Raw genomic sequence first — 16,864 nt, 5'->3', positions numbered from 1 at the left:
CTTCAACCGTACATCGCTCTATAATCACTTGTTTAAAAATAACAAAACATTAACAAAACAACATTATATAAAAATTTAATAAAACAAAATAATTGTTATTTTATAATTTTAGTATTGACTGATTTCAGATAACGCTGTACGCTTAAAGAAATAGTATAGAATTTCACAAAAAAATGAAAACACAAATTTAACTTGGAGGATGTTGAGTATTGAGCAACGGGAAAAAGATTTTTATTAGTCATAGTTCAAAGGATCAAGAATATGTGGATGCGTTTATCCAATTATTGAAAAAGTTTGGGTTTCGAACACAGGATATTTTTTATAGTTCCACTATTGAAACAGGTGTACAGCCAGGAGAATTAATTTTTGACACGATTAAAAGGGAGCTAACCAATCAACCTGTCATGCTGTATTTTTTATCTGATCATTATTATAAGAGTATTCCATGTTTAAACGAAATGGGTGCTTCTTGGATGCTATCAGATAAACACTATCCAATTGCATTAAATAATTTTTCTATGAAAGATATGAAAGGTGTTATCAGTAGTGAGCGTTTGGCGATTGCGTTTAATGACAAGACAAGTACTAATGAAATCAACTGCTTATTAAAAAAGTTATCTCATGACACAGATGTACAAGCTGAGCCAGATTTTGAACTAAACGTTGAGAAAAATATTCAGCCATTCCAAAATAAACTGACACAACTGATTCGGCAAGCAAGTTATTTAAAACCTGATGAAAAGGGATATTTTGAAACGATTCTTAGCACTCATCGTCCTGTGTATGGCACAGCAAAAGGGGTCTATGACTGTTTTAAATTACCTAGCTTAATTGAGCCTAAAAGTTTAGGTTTAGACACGCTATCAGAGGATGAAAGCCATTGGCTATTCTTTTTTCTTACGTGGGGAACTTTTCAAGAAGGCGAAAAAGTGCGGTTTAAATTGAAAAAGGATAAGGCGTATAACAATCGGGAATTTAGTGATATTGGTAAATGTAAAAATATTTACGTCTCTTATTTAGAGAAGGTAGAGTAATTGGAGGAGGTAATAAATGAAAATGAATTGGCGTCAGTTGGTTGGTACATATCGTATTTCTGATAATGGTAAACAATATCAAAATGACTGGTTAAATAAGCAAGTTGATTTAGCCACAGAACTTCGTAAATCTTTTGATAGTGACTATCGTAGAGTAATTAAAAGTGATGCATTTAGACGCTTACAAGATAAAACACAAGTTTTTCCTTTAGAACGTAATGATTTTGTAAGAACACGTTTAACACATAGCTTAGAAGTGGCAATGCATAGCAGGGATATACTTAGATTAGTTATTTCACAGTTGAACGAACGAAACATTGAGGTTATGGAATTATCAGAATGCTATCGGTTGTTAGAAACAGCTGCATTAATCCATGATATCGGCAATCCCCCTTTTGGACATTTTGGAGAAGAAGCCATTCGTATTTGGTTTGAAAAAAATGGTCCTTTGTATGCTTGTTGGTCTGATTTTTCGGAGCAACAACAAAATGATTTTCTTAACTTTGAAGGCAACGCTCAAACCATCCGACTTTTAACAAAACTGCATCATGATAATGGGACTTCTAAAGCAGGAATGAAACTAACCGCCACGACATTAGACACAGTTATCAAATATACGGCATCTTCAGATCAATTAAATAAGCAACAGCTTTTGTCTAAAAAAGTTGGCTATTTTTACTCGGAAAAACAAGTGTTTAACGCCATTAAATTTGCGACAGGAACACAAAATAAGCGACACCCATTAGTCTTTTTGTTAGAAGCTTCAGATGATATCGCCTATACTTTTTCAGATATCGAAGATGCCTATAATTATGGTTTATACAGCTATCAAGATTTAAAGCAGTTTGTTGATGCGCAAACAGGAACAAAAAAATTTTTAATGTTAGAAAAAGATAAAACAGAAGAAGCTACCTTACAAGAATTTTTGAGAAAGACACAAAGGGCTGTTTGTCAAAGCGTAGCGAAAAATTTTGCTAATCATTATGACTTAATTATGAGTGGTATCTATCAAAATGAAATTATCATTGAAGATTGTGATGAAGTGAAATGCTTTCAGGCATTAAAAAACTTTTCTAGAGTCTATGTTTTTCAAACAAAAACAATTTTGGATCAAGAGGTATTGGGCTTCAATATCATCAATCGTTTACTAGATGAATTTGTTCCAGTCGTACTGAAATATGAAAAAGTTTCCATGAATAAGTATGAGGAGCGAATCTTTAATAATATTTCGGAAAGCGCGAAAGCGTTGTATAGAAGAGAAGCAAAGAACGCTACAGAAGCAGAAAAAGACTATTATCGTTTGAAAATGGCGGTGGACTTTGTATGTAATATGACGGATGGATATGCCAAAAAAGTTTATGATACATTATTCACTTAAAATTTGAGAAAAAGCTTCTCAGCGGTTGCCGCCGCTGAAGAAAACTAGTTCATTGCACAGGCTGATCGTTTCAGTAAAAATTTTAAAGATGCTAGTAATTTCACTGAAAATCGGGTACACTAAAATTAGCTAGTGTAACTAGCAAAAAAGGCAACTGGAATAGATAGGTTGTGCTGTCTATGAAGGGCTTTGTTTGTCAGGTGGTGCTGACATGCAAAGTGCCTTTTTTCTTTTTCTCAACATTTTAAGGACAAAAAACGATTGCAACATGTCACAATCGCTAACCTCGGAGAAAAAGGAATTTTTCTCCAATGGCCATTTCGATAACCTGTTGTGTGTTTCGAAACATTCAGAACGGTGGTGCGTTCTTTCAGTGCCTAATTATCCAATTCGTTTCTTGTTCCTCTATTTACAGTATACTGAATGAAAGCCTATTCTGCAATGATAGAATCAGGTTCCTGTGATTAAATAACATAAAAAATGGGCTCCTTATATAAAGAAAAATAACAAAAGAAATTTTGAATATTGACGTTTTTTTTAGGTACGTTATGATAAATGAGAGGTGATTTTATGTTAAAAATGCAAATTGTTGATTATTTACGCAATCAAACAGCTTTTTTTGAACCATCTTTAGTCAGTGAAATTTTCACAGCAAGCAATATTGCAACGACATTTTCTATCAAACGAAATACAGCTAGTCACTATTTAAATCAGTTAAACGAAGAAGGGATTCTAGTTAAGATCAATACACGACCAGTTTACTTTTTTCATAAAGAAGCGTTTCAACAACAAAACTATCTTTTAAAAAGAACTGTTTATCAAAGTTTCCAAGAAATGATCGATGAACAGCCTGCTTTTGATCGCAAAAGTGATTTTTTTCAGTCGGTCATTGGTTATCGCGGTAGTTTAGCTCAGACCATCGAACAATTAAAAATGGCAGCGCTTTATCCTGACGGTGGATTGCCTGTCTTAATTACAGGTGAAAGTGGTACGGGTAAAAGTTTTTTAGCATCCTTATATTATCAGTTTTGTCTTTCAAAAGAACTACTTGACGATTCAGCACCTTTTGTGACAGTTAATTGTGCGCAATATGCCAACAATCCAGAGCTTTTAACTAGTCAATTATTTGGGCATCTTAAAGGCGCTTTTACGGGAGCAGATTCCGATAAAATTGGAGCCTTTCAAAGTGCAGAAGGGGGCGTTTTATTTTTAGATGAAGTTCATCGTTTGAGTCCTGAAGGGCAGGAAAAGTTGTTTACATTTTTAGATCAGGGTATCATTTATCGGATGGGTGAAACCAATCGGCCCATTCCTGTTACGTGTCGGTTGTGCTTTGCCACAACTGAAGAAATTTCTAGCACCTTTTTAACGACATTTTTAAGACGAATTCCTATTCAAATTAAAATCCCAAGTCTTGCTGAACGCACTCAAGCGGAAAGAAAACAATTAATTATGCGAGCATTTTATGAGGAACAGCAAGCTATTCAAAAAGCAGTTACTATCACGCCACAAGTTATCCAACTTTTAGAAAATCACCATTATGTAGGCAATGTAGGTGAATTAAGAAATAATATAAAAATTATTACTGCACGCAGCTTTGCCGTCAATCTTGACAAACATGTTATTCCAATCACTTTGCACGATCTACCGAAAGAATTTCTGGATCAATCGATCAGACTAGCTCCTGATGAAAATGAATTGCCTATTCGTTTAGATGGGCAAACAAATCTGGTTAGTTTGTTAGAGGAAACAGAGCTTGCGCAAAGAAGAATTATCCAGAGTTATGAACGAATCCTTCGTCTTTATGTCTCTCACCATCATCATCTTTCCACTGCCAATAACGACATCTCGAAAGAAATTGAACGCTTATTCGATGATTTATTATTTGAAAAGAAGCGAGAGAAAAATCACGAAATGCTATTGTTTATTACGCAAAATATCCGTCAATTATTGGAAACGATTGAATCGTCTTATCAAATTCGGTTTAATGGCAGTTTAGTCTATGCATTAAGCACCTATCTGTTTCAACGAAGATGTATTGATTGGTTTCCAGAAAAAGAACCTACAACAGTCATTGACGAACTTTTAACAGAAGTTCAAACTAAATTAGCAACTAGTTATGGCTACGCTGAACAACTGTTAACTTTAGTGAAACGTTCATTAGATATTGAACTATCCCAGATGGATCGAATTATTGTCACCATTTATCTTCACTATTCGGGTTCAGTAAAGGAAAGTCACTATCCGAAAGCGGTGATTGTTGCCCACGGATATGCCACAGCAAGTAGTATTGCGAATGTTGCAAATCGGCTGTTAAATGTGCCAATTTTTCAATCGTTTGACATGCCGTTAGATGTTACTCCCAAAAAAATTTCCGAACACTTAATTCACTATATGGAACGTCAAGAAACGAGGAATGGTTTAGTAATTCTTTTTGATATGGGTTCATTGAAAGAAATTTATCAGTATTTTCCGGCAGAAGAAGAAGGTCCTTTTTTATTAATGAATAATGTGACAACAAGCTTGGCTCTGTCTATAGGAGAAGCCATTAAAGACGAAGTTTCTTTTGAAGAATTGCCCCAAAAAGCGTTAACGGTTCATCCAAATGAATGGGAAATCATATTACCTGAAAATAAAACGGAACGTGTCATTTTAACAACGTGTAGTACCGGAATTGGTACAGCCGTTAAAATTAGAGATTTACTTGAAAAAAGTTTACCTGCGGAAGCACAATTAAAGATTATTCCTTGTGAATATAATCAATTACGTAATGCAGAGTCGATCAAAGAAAGTTTCCCAGAATATGAGATTGTCGGCATCATCGGTACAAACAACCCGTCTTCAAATGACCTCCCGTATATCTCTTTAGAAGAGTTGATTGCAGGAAAAGGAATTACGACCCTTTTAGAATGGACAAAGAGAGAATTAACTAAAGATATGCTGTCCTATGTAAATCATGAGTTGATTCGTAACTTTTCATTAGATCGGGTCATTCAATCAGTGACGATTTTAGATACAGAAAAAATTATTCGACAAGTAGAAGTCTTTTTAATTCAATTAGAAGAGCGGTGGCAACAAACGATTCAAAATGATCGTAAATTGGCGGTATATGTCCATGTCAGTTGTTTAATTGAACGATTAATCCGGAATGAACCTATTGAAAATTATAATGGCGCCGAACAATTAAAGCAGTGTCAAAGAACGGTCTTGCAAGAGTTAAAAGAGGCGTTTAGTGTCATTGAAAAAGTTTATAGTGTCAATATACCTGAATCGGAGCTTTTTTATGTCTATGATGTGTTGTTTGGAAAAACGGAGTTTAACAACGCAGAAAGCGATTTTTAAAATAAAAAGGAGGGAGTGCCACTTTTTTGGCACTCTTTTTGCTATATAAAGAAGTAAGTGAGGTGAAGAAAATGGAACGTAAAATTATTCTGGCAACACATGGTAATTTCGCTGCAGGGATTCAGACATCATTAGCTTTAATTTGTGGTGAAACAAAGAATGTGGAATGTCTTTGCGCTTATATGGAACAACCTTATGATTTAGCCAAGACGGTCAAAGACATTTTAAAGAACAATCAACAAAATGAATTAATTGTGATTACAGACCTATTTGGCGGAAGCGTGAATAACGAATTCTTTAATTATGTGGGGAAACAAGCAATGCATTTAATTTCAGGATTAAATTTAGCAACGTTAATTGAAATATATACCCAAATAAATACTGTTGATTCATTAGTTGATTTAGTAAAACGCGCCGTTGAAAACGGACAAGAAAGTCTTTGTTATTGTAACGAGTTATCTAGTAAAGAAATTTTAGAAGAAGAATTTTAGGAGGAAATGAAATGATTAAATTGTTAAGAGTCGATCATCGCTTGTTACATGGTCAAGTGGCTTTTTCATGGACCCAAGGCTTAGGCGCCGATTGTATTTTAATCGCAAATGATGACGTACCTAAAAATGATATTCGAAAAACAACCATTAAGCTAGCTAAGCCAGCAGGAGTAAAACTGGTCATTAAAACGATTGAAGATGCGATTGCCGCACTAAAAAGTGGTGTTACAGAAAAATACAAACTTTTTATTGTAGTTGAGAGTGTGGAAGATGCTTATCGATTGGCTACTGCTTATCCAGAAATAAAAGAAATTAACTTAGGAGGGATGAAAGTAAGGGAAAATACTCGAAACATTTCTAAAGCAATTAATATTACGCCGGATGAAGAAAAAATGGTTAAAGAATTGGTCGCAAATGGTTGTGAAGTTGAAATTCGACAAGTCCCAAATGACAAAAAAGTAGCAGCATTAAATGTCTTGTAGAAAGGAGAAATACAAATGATAGGACAAGCGATTCTTTTAGGTTGCATCGCTTTTATTGCGCAGTCGGAATATGCTTTAGGAACCTCGTTGCTTTCAAGACCAATTGTAACCGGTTTATTTGTCGGAATTGTATTAGGTGATGTTAAAACGGGCGTAATCATGGGCGCGACCTTAGAGTTAGCTTTCATCGGTTCTTTTTCAGTGGGCGCATCAATCCCACCTGATGTAGTGACTGGTGGGATTCTTGGTACAGCGTTTGCTATTACTGCTGGCGCAGGAACAGAAACAGCCTTAGTCTTAGGCTTGCCAATCGCAACGTTAACGTTGATTCTTAAAAATATTTATTTGGGTTTGCTCATCCCAATCATGAGTCAAAAAGCTGATCAGTATGCTGAAGAAGGAGCATATAAAGGGGTGGAGCGCATGCATTTACTTGCAGGCTTTGGCTTATCGTTCATGCTAGCGCTCATTGTAACTATTTCATTTGCCGTGGGTAGCAACACCATTAAAGGCTTACTTGATCTGATCCCTGAATTTATTCAACATGGGTTGTCTGTTGCAACGGGAATTATTCCAGCGCTAGGATTTGCGATGCTTGCACGCTTACTGATTAACAAACAAGTGGCGCCATATTTCTTTTTAGGCTTTGTCTTAATGGCTTACTTTAAGTTACCTGTAACAGGAGTAGCAATTTTGGGTGCCATTACAGCAGTAATTGTTGTGAATATCATGAATTATGCCAAAGGAAAGAATGAAACAATACAAACAACAAGTGGGGAGGTAATTGATGATGACGAAGACTTCTAAAACTAAGACAGAAAACTTAATTACAAAAAAAGAACTTAATCAAGTCTTTTGGCGTTCATTTCAAATGGAATTTTCATGGAATTATGAACGTCAGATGAATATGGCTTATGTCTATGCCATGATCCCTATTTTAAAGAAATTATATCCTCAAAAAGAAGAGATGGCGGCAGCTTTAAAACGGCATCTTGCTTTCTTTAATACCACGCCGCATATCGTGACGTTTATTTTAGGAATTAATGCTGCAATGGAAGAAGAAAATGTTCTGGACGAAAATTTTGAAGTTGGAACAATCGATAGTATTAAAACCTCGTTAATGGGACCTTTAGCTGGTTTAGGTGATTCCTTTTTCTGGGGAACCTTACGCTTGATTGCAACAGGTGTTGGAACTTCGTTAGCTTTACAAGGGAATGTGTTAGGGCCAATTCTATTTTTACTCATTTTTAACGTCCCCCATGTGATTGTTCGTTATTTACTGAATCGTTGGGGCTATAAATTAGGAACTGGTTTTCTCAAAAAGATTCAAGCAAATGGCATGATGGAAAGTCTCACATTAGGCGCTTCAATAATTGGCTTGATGGTGGTAGGTGCTATGACCGCCTCCATGATTGATTTAACTATCCCGATTACAATCAGCGGAAGTGGCAAAAATGCAGTCACGGTTCAAAGTATCTTTGACGATATCATGCCTAAATTATTACCGCTTGCATCTTTTGGTTTTGTTTTTTATTTATTGAAAAAAGAAGTAAAACCTTTAGCGATTTTAGGTGGCATGGCAATTGTCGGAATTCTTGGCTCATTAATTGGTCTATTTTAGGAGGCAAAATATGAAAACGATGCTGGATTATATAAATGAGGAGCAAGCAGCTCTAACTCAGATTCTTAACCAATTTCAATTAACTGATACAGACGTTTCAAAGGTCACGCACTGTCTAATTTTAGCAACTGGCTCGTCACATAACGCTTGTCAGGCGGCTAAAGTTTACCTTGAAGAAGTGGCGCCTATTTATGTGGAAATCCAAGAGCCGTTCAATTTTGCTCATTATGGCAAAGTGGATGATCGGTTTGATCTGGTCGTAGCGGTTTCGCAAAGTGGTAAAAGTGCTTCGACAATTGATGCCATTGCAAAAATTAAAAACCAAACGTCTGTAAAAACAGTGGCCTTGACAAGTGATGTCACCAGCCCGATTACGGAGGTTGTGGATGAAGTCATGGATTTAAAAATGGGGCTTGAAACAGTTGGTTTTGTCACAAAAGGCTATACGGCAACACTTTTAAATTTATTTCTATTTGGTTTGAAACTAGGCTATCAAAAGCATCAATTAACAAAAGTAGAGGTTGAAGAAGAATTAGCAAAACTTGCCAAAGCAATTCAGGAAATCGATTCGGTGATTTATAAAACCGAACAATTTTGGCAAAAAACGAAAAAAGAATTAACAGAGGGGACACGATTTATCGCAATTGGTTATGGGCCCAATATTGGTACGGCAAAAGAGTTTGAGACGAAGTTTACAGAAACAGTTCGCTTACCTTCCCAAGGATTTGAAGTCGAAGCTTATATGCATGGGCCTTATCTTGAAGCGGATACTACACATCTTTTGTTTTTTATTGAAAATCAAAGTCCTATTCAAGCACGTAGCCAAGCCTTGAAAAATTATCTAGCCAGTTATGTTGGCCAATGTTACACAATTACAACGGGTTCAACGAGAGCATCAAATACGTTAGGTTTAGCAAGTGATGTCGAAGAAAAAATTAGTCCTTTATTATTAGTTATTCCATTTCAATATTTGGCGTATCAAGTAGCTACAAGTAAAGGAATTGATTTATCTCAACGGATTTTTGATGATTTTGATTGTGTCCTAAAAAGTAAAATAGCAAAGAAAGAGGGAAATCAGCCATGTTAAAATTTAATGAAGAACAACAAATCAAAGACATACGAGGTGCCTTAGCCTTGCGTTCAGATGTTGAAAAAGTTGTTGATCAAGTTTGGACGAAAGGATTTGATGCGGTTTATTATTTAGGAATCGGCGGTACTTATGCTTCAGCCATGCAAGCAGTTACTTATGCGAATGGAAAAAGTAATTTACCAATCTATGTTCAACATGCTGCTGAGTATTACACAACAGGCAATAAACGTTTAACAGAAAAATCATTCGTCATCTTGTCTTCCGTTACTGGGACAACACAAGAAGTGGTGCAAGCCGTTCAAGAAATCAAAAAGGTCGGCGCAACGTTATTTGGTTTTATCGATGCAAAAGACAGTCTTTTAGCAGATTTATGTGATTATGTGGTGACTTATCCAGCTCCAGGAACTGAGCAAATCAAGTTCTTTATGGTAGCTGATCGTTTAATGCAAAAAAACAACGAATTTACAGATTACGAAAATTATTACCAAGAATTGGAAGAATATTTGCCTACAGGTTTAGCTGAAGCCGAAAAAAGTGCCGATGCGTTTGGCTTAGCTTTTGCGGAAAAACATCGTCATGATAGCATTCACTATTTTATTGGCGCAGGGAACCAATGGGGAGCGGTCTATTCTTATGCAATGTGCTATTGGGAAGAGCAAAGTTGGCTTCGCTCAAAATCAATTCATGCAGCAGAGTTCTTACATGGAACGCTAGAAATTGTAGATGAAACTACGCCAGTAACGTTGTTTATTGGAGAAGACGAGCAGCGACCGTTGGCAGAACGAGTAGCAAAATTATTGCCGAAAATCTGTGCCAATTATACAATTATTGATTCGAAAGCGTATGAACTTCCAGGAATTAGTGAAAAATATCGTGGCCGAGTTATTTCATTTCTCCTAATGCATGCGGTAACGCAACGCATTGATGCGCATGTAGAAAAATTGAATTGTCACCCATTAGAGATTCGTCGTTATTATCGTCAATTTGATTACTAAGACAAAATAGCCTCTTTTTCCAGCAAGCCTGTGGTAGACTGAAGAGAGAATACTTCAGAAAGTAGGAAAACCAATGACAAAACCGAAAATCTATACAATGACCTTTGCCAGTGTTTACCCGCTATACATCCAAAAAGCAGAACGTAAAAATCGAACGCAAGCGGAGGTTGACGAAATTATTTACTGGTTAACTGGTTATGATGAAAAAGGCTTGCAACAACAATTGGCTCAAAAAGTAACGATGGAAACATTTTTTGAAGAAGCACCCAATTTTAATGAAAATGCCCAATTGATCAAAGGCGTAATTTGTGGCTATCGCGTGGAAGAAATTGAAGATCCTTTAATGCAAAAAATCCGTTACCTAGATAAGTTAATCGACGAGTTGGCCAAGGGAAAAGCGATGGAAAAAATTTTAAGAACATGAAAACAGGGTCTCATTGAGACCCTGTTTTCATGTTCTCTTGTACACGGAATTTAACTATTTCCTGTATTAATGAAAGAGGTAACTCTTGCGTGTAGGGAAATTGAATGGCACCTTTCGAGGTTTTAAAAGGGCGTAATTCTTTGCTGAAACGTTGGATGGCTGATGGCGTAGGATAGAAACCTAAATGTTGCTTGGCCGCCGCAAAATGCACTAAATTGCCATTTAAGTAAAAGGTCGGCATTCCATAAGCGATTTTTTCAGTAGTCTCCTGAGGAACAACCGCTAAAATTGCTTGGTAGATTTCTGTTAACTGTGTTTGATGTTGGGGTTGCTGGCGAATATAGTTTGCAATGATGGTCATATAAAAACACCTCCGTTTGTTTCAGTATACTATGTAAAAAATAAAAGGCGAAGAAGATACAAAAAAACCGTCTAGTATTTTTTCTTTACTAAACGGCTTTTAGCTTAAATAACTACCTAAAGGGTCTTGCATGGAAATGTTTGTCACTCCTTAGTTTAATTGTTTTAAGTGTGCAATTGCTTCTTCAATTGTGTGACCAGTTGCTGTTTTACTTTCATTTTTTGCATCAAAAACAATGAAAATATTTTTGTCTGTGTCTAATTGAATACGATATTGAATGTTTTTTACTTTGTAAGTCATAGTTATTCTCCTTTCATAAAGTACTCTAAAAAGGCGACGATAACTGATAACGAAATTCCATTGTTACTATACCACTGGAAAATTATTTTTGCAACAAATAACATTTTTTCTTTACCATTCCTTAGACTTCTTTGCTAGCTACTTCTTTACATTCTTTTTCAAGAAGCATAAAATAAATACATTATTAGTTTTTGAATAGGAGATCGATGTGAAAAAGAGAGTTGAGAAATTTAGACGATGGCCTTACCGCTACCTTTTGTATGGAATCGGGTTCATCTTATTAATTATTTTTAGTAATTTATATTTGCAATGGTGTCAGAATAACTTGTCTGTTGATTTAGCCTTCAAGTTTGCTTTTTCGTGGCATACGGAAAAGTTTTTCTTAGGTTGTTTTGTGCTAAGCGTTTTTTTACTTTTTTTATGTAGTTTGGCAGGCTCATTAGGAGTTGGCGCTCTTTTATATAGTGTCATAATAGGTGTTTTAGGATTTGCGGACTATCAAAAGATGTTTTATCGTGTCGAACCTATTTATCCAGACGACTTAAAAATGATCACAGAAGTTAGTTTATTAAAAGAAATGGTTGGTTTATGGCCGTTTATTTTTGTGGTTGCGTTAGGTTGTGTAGCACTTTTTTTCTTAGGAAAAGCCTTTTATAAAAGTTTCTTTTTATCGAAGAAAAAACAAACGATTCGTGTGTTAAGTCTTGTTCTTTCGATTGGTCTATTTTCATATATTGGTGATTTTAACAATCCGAAAAATTTGTTACGTAAAGCCTATAATAAAACCGCGTTATGGATTCCTTACAGCCAAAAAATGAATTACTACAATACAGGATTTATTGGTGGTTTTCTATATAATTTAAAAGTAGAGGCTATGGACCAACCAAAGGGTTATTCAAAAGAAGCTATTTCAGAAATTACTCAGAAATATCAAAAGTTGGCCGAGGCGAAAACAGTGCCGAACAATGAGCAACCAAATATTGTGTTTGTCATGAGTGAAAGTTTTTCAAATCCAGATCATCTGAAAGGTTTGTCCATTATTGGTAACCCTTTAGCTGATTATCAGCAAATCGCTGATAAAACTTACAGTGGCCAGATGCTTTCACAAAACTACGGGGGCGGAACTGCGAATATTGAATTTGAAGCCCTAACAAGTTTTTCGATGGAATTAATGAATGCCCAAATGACTACACCTTATACAATGATGATTCCTAAGATGACGGAATTGCCTTCCATTGTTTCATTACTTAAGGAACAAAAGTACCAAACAACGGCTATTCATCCGTACAATACATCTATGTATAAACGAAAAGATGTGTATAAAATTTTAGGTTTTGATCAATTTATCAATGAAAAAACAATGAACTATACGGATAAACTAGAAAATAATCCTTACATTTCAGATCAAGCAGCGTATCAGGAAGTGACGACACTGCTTAAAGAAAAAGAGCAACCGCAATTCATTCATTTAGTTACTATGCAAACACATATGCCCTATGAAAATAAATACACAACGTCCAATTATTTTTCTCAAGGAAACGGCAATCAAGTCGCGCTCAATAATTACTTGCAAGATATTGCCTACAGTAGCGAAGCTTTGAAAAATTTCCTACAAGAAATCGAAAAAATGCCCAAACGCACATTAGTCGTTTTTTGGGGAGATCACTTACCAAGTATTTATGATGAAAACATTCAAGCGTTGAATGAAGGGGCAGCCCTTCACCAGACAGAATTTCTAATGTATGATACGGCGAACCAGTTAACAGAAAAAAATCAGCATCAAGCAACCATTAGTCCATTTTATTTTGCTCCCTCACTTTTCCAACAAAGTGGCTTACCGCAATCGGGATTTTACGCTATGCTAAATGAGGTACAAGAACAATTGCCTGCTTTTGAAAAGGGGAATTACTATCTCGGTGGGGAATGGAAAAAAACAGTAGAAATGAATAAAAAGCAAGAACAACTATATGAGGAATACCGACTGATTCAATATGACATTGTTTCAGGGAAGCAATATAGTTTAGAAAATCAATTTTTTAGCTAAAAAAAACACACGAAATATTCGTGTGTTTTTTGATTTTTATTTTAAAGTTTTACGATAAACAATGACATAATAGCTGAAAGCTAACAGGCAGGCAAAACTTAAAAAGTAAAGCGGTAAGACCCAAATGGTGCCATTGTGAAAGTAACTAATCAAATAGGTAAAGAAACTAACAAACAAGTAATAGAAAAAACTAAAAATCCCACTGGCAGTACCAATTACAGATTCATAGCCTTTTAAGGCCATACTTAAGGCATTGGGCAAAGTAATATTAATCCCTAAGAAAAAGAGAAAAATAAACAAAATAAGACCAATGATTGATTCAAATTGTGTCATTATTAATAAACAGCAAGCCGCAAAGATACTTAGCAGCAAACCAGCAAAGGCAATTTTTTCCGCTGACCAATATCCTAGCAACCAATTGATAAGAACCGCAGCAAGAATACTAGACACAGCTAAAACTAAACCAAGAAAGCCATATTGGACACTGCTAAAGCCAAAGTGATTGATGAAAATAAACGGAGCTTCTGCATAGTAGCTAAACAATAAACCATTAATGCCCCCAATCAATAAGCCGTAGCACCAAACTTTCGAGTCGAAGGAAAGGCGTTTCGCCACGGACCAAAAAGGCGCTTTCGTTAAGGTATTTCCTAAGTGAAAGGTTTCTGGTAAACGATAAAAACTATAGAAAAGTAATAGAACAGCCATGACAATTAAGGTGCTAAAGACATGCTGATAGCCAAAATAGGTTTGAACAAGTCCGCCGACTAAGGGTCCGATGGCAGGAGATAGCGATAGGGCAGCGCTTGTTTGAGCAAAAATTTTCCCTCTTTGAAGATCGTTAAAGCTTTCCCGCATCATTGATTGGGTAATGACAGAACCAACGCTTGCACCAAATGCTTGAATTAAACGGAAGAATAACAGCCAAGGAAATGTCGGACTCAAAAAAAGGCCAATATTTCCAATTAAATAGCATAAAATTCCTAATAACATAGCTGGGCGACGTCCAATCGTATCGGATAAAATTCCCCAGAATAAAACGCCAACGGCAAAGGCAACAAAATAAATACTCATGGTTAATTGTGCTACGCTATCGTGAATGTTAAAAGCAGAACTAAGCGCTGGCAAAATGGGTGTGAAAATCGACTCGCTGATTTGTGGAAATCCCACAAGCAAAATAATAATTAGTAATGATGGGACGGTGTTTCGGGTGTTTTTCATGATTTTTCTCCTTAAAAGTTTAATCTAATCAAAAACACCCATTGTCTTTTACAACCGCCAAATTTAAAATAAGTAAAATAATGTCACCAACTTTCCTTGAAATTTTTTATTATACAAAGTCTAAATGAAGAAGCGCTTCTTCTTGACTAAATTCATAAGTGTAGCGACCAGATAAACCGGAAAGCTCACCTGATGCTTGAAATAGTTCACCTGGGCAGTCTAAAAGACCCTGTGTAAACGTCCCTTTTTCGCAAGCAGTAAAGGTGCCTTTTTTTCCTAAATAAGTTCCTTCGAAATGTAGGAAACCGACCACTTGAGCCACAGCTTCAAGCCCATCTGCCATTGAAGAGCCTTGATAAGTCATTAAGTATTCTACAGAAGCTGTCCCAGATAAGGCGCCTGACAATTGATAAGTAGCGCTCGCTTGATTCACTGGGAAATTTTCATTAAGATTGTCAATCGGTTGTTCTTGCCAACTAGATACAGTAAATGATGCTTGCTCCATTGCTGTCCCTTCTTTCTTATTAATAAGAATAGGGTAGCGGGAAGCGCACTATTTGTCAACAATCCACCACTTTAACTCTTCATTTTTTGCACAAAAGAATGTAACGCTAAGCGGTTGATGTGATAAGCAGTTCCTTGTTTTTGAATAAAGCCGCGCTCTCGAAATTGTTTGAAAGTATAAATAAGATGGCGATAACTAACCCCTAAGTATTCGGCAATCTCAGTATGCTTTTCTTTATAAACATCTTCGTGATTAGCGGCAACCAATAGCAATTCCGCTAGCCGATAACTTAGTTCATAGGTCTGATTCGTTGTAAAGTGGTCCACCCGTTGGAGCATTTTTTTCCCTAGATAATGGCTGAGTTGCTGCATAAAAAGTACCTTGTTTTTTAAAACAGTTTCTGCGTAAGCTAAAGGTACAGCCAAACAACAGGTTTCACCTAAGGCGATAACGTCCTTGGTTATCGTTTCCGCTTGAACTAATGTTAAATCGCCAATTAAATCACCTGTCGTTAAAAACTGAACAATGGATTGGCGACCATTGCGTTCTGTTTTTAAAATTTTCGCTTTTCCTTTGATTAAATAAAAAAGATAATTTAATGGCTCTGCTTGATGATGAATGAATTCTTGATTTTCAAAATCGATAATAAAACTGTGTTTTAAATCAGTTTCATTAAAAAAAGGCGTATTTTTAGCTAATTCTTGTTTCGGTGATTGTTGGTAGGCTGTTTTAAGCATTTTCTCTCCTTATAATAGGAGATATCTCCTATTTGTTTCTTCTATTGTAGCACATAATAGACGTATCAAGAGTAGAGGAGTTTTTATAATGTGGAAGAAAAAAATTGTGCTATCGTTTCTTTTTTATTTAATTAGTGCATTGGGGATCAGTTTGACAATTCAAGCAGGCATCGGGGTTAGCAGTTTTAATGCGTTTAATGTGACCTTTGCAACACTTACTCATTTAAAAGTCGGGACGGTTACCACAGCTATCAATTTCGCTTTTTTAGGCACGTGTTGGTTGTTAGATCAGCAGCGTAAAATTCAGGACTATTTGATTATTTTGGTGGCGTTAATTGGCTTTGGTTTTGTCATTAATTTTTTCTTATATCAATTATTTGGTTCGCTTGTTTTTCAAAATTATTTGGTTAAAATTGTTCTATTTATTTTAGGGACAATCATAGCAGGAATCGGGACAGGACAGGTAGTTGCGCTAGGTGTTTTGCAATTTCCTATTGAAAAATTTTGTACACTTATTTCTGAAAGAACGCGCTATAATTTTCAGTTTTATCGTTATTTAGTTGATATTTTTTGTGTCAGTTTGGCACTAGGATTGTCCATTAGTTATCATTTGCCGATTTTTGTTCGTGAAGGAACCGTGATTAGTCTTTTCTTACTTTCTTGGGTTATTAGTTGGTCGCGAAAGCGGGGGCAACAACGTATTTTACGAATACAAATCAAGAAACTGGAATCCGAATGAAAGGATTTCAGTTTTTTTCAAATGAGCAGAACTTTTATTTGAAAAAAAGAGTGGAAAACGGTATACTAATTAAGTAATTATTCATAACATTGGTTCTCCAATC

At 35.8% G+C, this 16,864-nt stretch carries 18 protein-coding genes; 13 read left to right on the top strand and 5 right to left on the bottom strand.

The genetic code is table 11. The features are described 5' to 3' along the window. Positions 1-209 precede the first annotated feature (209 nt). The 11 genes from IGJ37_RS08065 to IGJ37_RS08015 all read left to right on the top strand — a co-directional run bounded on the left by IGJ37_RS08065 (position 210) and on the right by IGJ37_RS08015 (position 10,857). On the top strand, positions 210-1,034 hold the full coding sequence (locus IGJ37_RS08065) for a toll/interleukin-1 receptor domain-containing protein (RefSeq protein WP_002407499.1): 825 nt from the start codon (positions 210-212) through the stop codon (positions 1,032-1,034). A 16-nt stretch (positions 1,035-1,050) separates the two neighbouring features. Continuing rightward, on the top strand, positions 1,051-2,412 hold the full coding sequence (locus IGJ37_RS08060) for a deoxyguanosinetriphosphate triphosphohydrolase (RefSeq protein ID WP_002381752.1): 1,362 nt from the start codon (positions 1,051-1,053) through the stop codon (positions 2,410-2,412). A 211-nt stretch (positions 2,413-2,623) separates the two neighbouring features. Continuing rightward, the gene (locus tag IGJ37_RS08055) at positions 2,624-2,839 is read left to right on the top strand and encodes a hypothetical protein (RefSeq protein WP_002357102.1); all 216 of its coding nucleotides are present in this window, start codon (positions 2,624-2,626) and stop codon (positions 2,837-2,839) included. Between the two features lie 143 nt (positions 2,840-2,982). After that, positions 2,983-5,754: a sigma 54-interacting transcriptional regulator gene (locus tag IGJ37_RS08050; protein WP_002381753.1), complete on the top strand. Its 2,772-nt coding sequence runs from the start codon at positions 2,983-2,985 to the stop codon at positions 5,752-5,754. A gap of 71 nt (positions 5,755-5,825) precedes the next feature. Then, positions 5,826-6,245, top strand: coding sequence for a PTS sugar transporter subunit IIA (locus IGJ37_RS08045; RefSeq protein WP_002389037.1), 420 nt, complete (start codon positions 5,826-5,828; stop codon positions 6,243-6,245). Positions 6,246-6,256: 11 nt separating this feature from the next. Continuing rightward, positions 6,257-6,727 (top strand): PTS sugar transporter subunit IIB, encoded by a 471-nt coding sequence (locus tag IGJ37_RS08040; protein WP_002357106.1) that lies wholly within the window; start codon positions 6,257-6,259, stop codon positions 6,725-6,727. Positions 6,728-6,742: 15 nt separating this feature from the next. After that, entirely contained in the window at positions 6,743-7,534 is a 792-nt protein-coding gene (locus IGJ37_RS08035; RefSeq protein WP_002357107.1) for a PTS mannose/fructose/sorbose/N-acetylgalactosamine transporter subunit IIC, read from the top strand. Continuing rightward, positions 7,515-8,348, top strand: a complete 834-nt coding sequence (locus tag IGJ37_RS08030; protein WP_002384383.1) for a PTS system mannose/fructose/sorbose family transporter subunit IID — start codon at positions 7,515-7,517, stop codon at positions 8,346-8,348. The genes IGJ37_RS08035 and IGJ37_RS08030 overlap by 20 nt, the downstream gene beginning before the upstream one ends. Before the next feature lie 10 nt (positions 8,349-8,358). Then, complete coding sequence (locus tag IGJ37_RS08025; protein ID WP_174119242.1) at positions 8,359-9,435, top strand: SIS domain-containing protein; 1,077 nt, start codon at positions 8,359-8,361, stop codon at positions 9,433-9,435. Then, positions 9,429-10,433 carry an SIS domain-containing protein gene (locus IGJ37_RS08020; protein WP_002357110.1) on the top strand — a complete coding sequence of 335 codons (1,005 nt, stop codon included), beginning with the start codon at positions 9,429-9,431 and terminating at the stop codon, positions 10,431-10,433. Before IGJ37_RS08025 ends, IGJ37_RS08020 begins: the two co-directional genes overlap by 7 nt. Positions 10,434-10,506: 73 nt before the next feature. After that, positions 10,507-10,857 (top strand): DUF2200 domain-containing protein, encoded by a 351-nt coding sequence (locus tag IGJ37_RS08015; protein WP_002360043.1) that lies wholly within the window; start codon positions 10,507-10,509, stop codon positions 10,855-10,857. Positions 10,858-10,867: 10 nt separating this feature from the next. Here IGJ37_RS08015 and IGJ37_RS08010 read toward each other — a convergent pair whose 3' ends face one another. Beyond that, on the bottom strand, positions 10,868-11,218 hold the full coding sequence (locus tag IGJ37_RS08010) for an iron chaperone (protein ID WP_002387299.1): 351 nt from the start codon (positions 11,216-11,218) through the stop codon (positions 10,868-10,870). Between the two features lie 150 nt (positions 11,219-11,368). After that, on the bottom strand, positions 11,369-11,518 hold the full coding sequence (locus tag IGJ37_RS08005) for a hypothetical protein (protein WP_002357118.1): 150 nt from the start codon (positions 11,516-11,518) through the stop codon (positions 11,369-11,371). A 208-nt stretch (positions 11,519-11,726) separates the two neighbouring features. On the opposite strand from IGJ37_RS08005, the gene IGJ37_RS08000 reads away from it, so the two are divergent. Then, entirely contained in the window at positions 11,727-13,562 is a 1,836-nt protein-coding gene (locus IGJ37_RS08000) for an LTA synthase family protein (RefSeq protein ID WP_325814863.1), read from the top strand. Positions 13,563-13,598: 36 nt separating this feature from the next. Here IGJ37_RS08000 and IGJ37_RS07995 read toward each other — a convergent pair whose 3' ends face one another. The 3 genes from IGJ37_RS07995 to yeiL form a co-directional block, all read right to left on the bottom strand. Then, positions 13,599-14,780 (bottom strand): multidrug effflux MFS transporter, encoded by a 1,182-nt coding sequence (locus IGJ37_RS07995; RefSeq protein WP_325814862.1) that lies wholly within the window; start codon positions 14,778-14,780, stop codon positions 13,599-13,601. A gap of 109 nt (positions 14,781-14,889) precedes the next feature. Then, the gene (locus IGJ37_RS07990) at positions 14,890-15,285 is read right to left on the bottom strand and encodes a DUF3224 domain-containing protein (protein ID WP_002378428.1); all 396 of its coding nucleotides are present in this window, start codon (positions 15,283-15,285) and stop codon (positions 14,890-14,892) included. 71 nt (positions 15,286-15,356) lie between these two features. Beyond that, positions 15,357-16,022 (bottom strand): transcriptional regulator YeiL, encoded by a 666-nt coding sequence (gene yeiL / locus IGJ37_RS07985; protein WP_002357123.1) that lies wholly within the window; start codon positions 16,020-16,022, stop codon positions 15,357-15,359. Between the two features lie 88 nt (positions 16,023-16,110). Between yeiL and IGJ37_RS07980 the strand changes: the two genes are divergently transcribed. Then, positions 16,111-16,761 carry a YczE/YyaS/YitT family protein gene (locus IGJ37_RS07980; RefSeq protein WP_033626480.1) on the top strand — a complete coding sequence of 217 codons (651 nt, stop codon included), beginning with the start codon at positions 16,111-16,113 and terminating at the stop codon, positions 16,759-16,761. Positions 16,762-16,864: the final 103 nt, after the last annotated feature.

The sequence above is a fragment of the Enterococcus sp. AZ104 genome (genome assembly GCF_050546705.1).
GTDB lineage: Bacteria > Bacillota > Bacilli > Lactobacillales > Enterococcaceae > Enterococcus > Enterococcus faecalis.
This window is presented reverse-complemented; position numbering and strand designations above follow the sequence as displayed.